At 58.0% G+C, this 1620-nt stretch carries 1 protein-coding gene; it reads left to right on the top strand.

Features of this window, described 5'->3' with window-relative positions; all coding sequences use genetic code 11:
• A partial coding sequence (locus ACZXDY_RS45810) for a hypothetical protein (RefSeq protein WP_464349998.1) occupies window positions 1–236 on the top strand: 236 nt, incomplete at its 5' end.
• Window positions 237–1620: the final 1384 nt, after the last annotated feature.

Below are 1620 nucleotides of genomic sequence, written 5' to 3'. Positions count from 1 at the left end.
GTGTGCTCCTTGTCTTGAGCGCCCCTTGCCAGCTTCTCGCACTGGCAGGGCCGGAGCACGGCCGGACCATTCCATTAACGGACATTCGGAACGTGTTGAAAAGCAGAGTTTCACTAACTCGGCGGGCTGCTCGCATCAGCGCTGACGATGGCAATCAGTCTGACGCGCACCGCATGCTGCCCTATGAAAGGCTGCACCAACTCGGGTTTGATATGGGCAGTGCTTCGTTCCATTAGATGGAACTATGGGCATCCTTCAAGGTACGGGAAACATTTTCACGCTCGTGAACTTAAGCAAATCGTGGGGCCCAATCGAAAGGTCGCGATATGAAACCGACCGGTCGAACATCGGACCACATCGACCATAAGACTTCCCGGTCGATCTGTGACGAGGTGGGTAACAGGTTGCAACAGTACTTATCTCTCGAAGCCTCGCCTTTGCCGCCCTACCTCGAACGTCTAGTCAATGAATTGCGCGAACGGGAACGTCATCAAATTGATGGCCTCGGTGCGCCCGCTGACCGTTTCCTTCACGCCGCGCGGCGGTAAGTTGCGGCTGCTTGAGCGCGCAAAGCAAAAGCCGTCGCCGCTCTCAACCGGCGGCGGCCCCCGGTGCCGCCCGTATTGTCCTAATTGATTTGGACGGCGTCCTAAGTCGTTGGGAACAGTGCTTGCCGATCTGCATTACGGGTACATGCATGACGATCCGCTACTCCGACGGGCTGACCGAGCGATCCGCGAAAATCTGATAACGCGGGAGCAGGCTCGCGAGAACCTCAAGAAAGCTCGCATGAACGCAGCTCGCGTCCGCGGGATTCTGCGGATCATTCGCGCGGAGCGTGGTTCTCGTTCTCACTCGGGAGCGGCTGATATGTTCGGCCAGGCTCAGGAAAATCCAGAGGAGAATACAGCTTCTGACTCTTCGGATGGAAAGTCGTTCGGGTGACCATCCACCTTAAGCTGAAAAGAATTCCAGCCCGCCATGCCTTGTTCCTAGCAGTCAGCCGCTCAGTCTCCGTGATGGCGGCGACAACACCGCCGAAAAAGCTTTTCACCGGCATCCAAGGCATCAGTCATACCGACGAATAACATAAGTCAATCACCAGCCAAAGTTCACTTTGGAACCCGAGAGCCCGGAGATCGTTGGTCCGCATCACCGGCCGAGGCTCTGCCCGTAGGCGTCGGTGGCTGAGAGACCGTCGCGCTCCCGCCTGCACAGCGAGGGAGCGCTTCATGGATCGACGCACGCCGTCCCGTTTTCCACTCGAACAGTATTTCCGACAAACAATCGAGCAGACGCGCGAACTGTTGCACCAGTCACGTGAACTGCTCCGGCAGCCGATGCCTGACATGTTCCTCGGCCGGAAGACACAAGAGCCATTCCCTCGGCGGGATGACGAGTGAGGCCATCCCAGTCTCCGTTTCAGCGCGTCGCCGCGACGTCGCCTACTGGCCCGATGGCGAAGTCTTCGGAGAGCGCTCAGTGGTCTGCTCTCCAGGGCGGACCGAACGTCGCAAGCAATCCGCTTGGACGGCGCTTTTGAGTAGCAAGAAGATTTCGACGATCCGGTAGATGCGGTCTTGCATCAATGTATCCGGCCTCTGCTTGGAGCGCAGTGCT

This window comes from Bradyrhizobium sp. LeoB3 (assembly GCF_055456055.1).
Note: the sequence above shows the minus strand (reverse complement) of the source record. Positions and strands in the feature narration are given on the sequence as shown.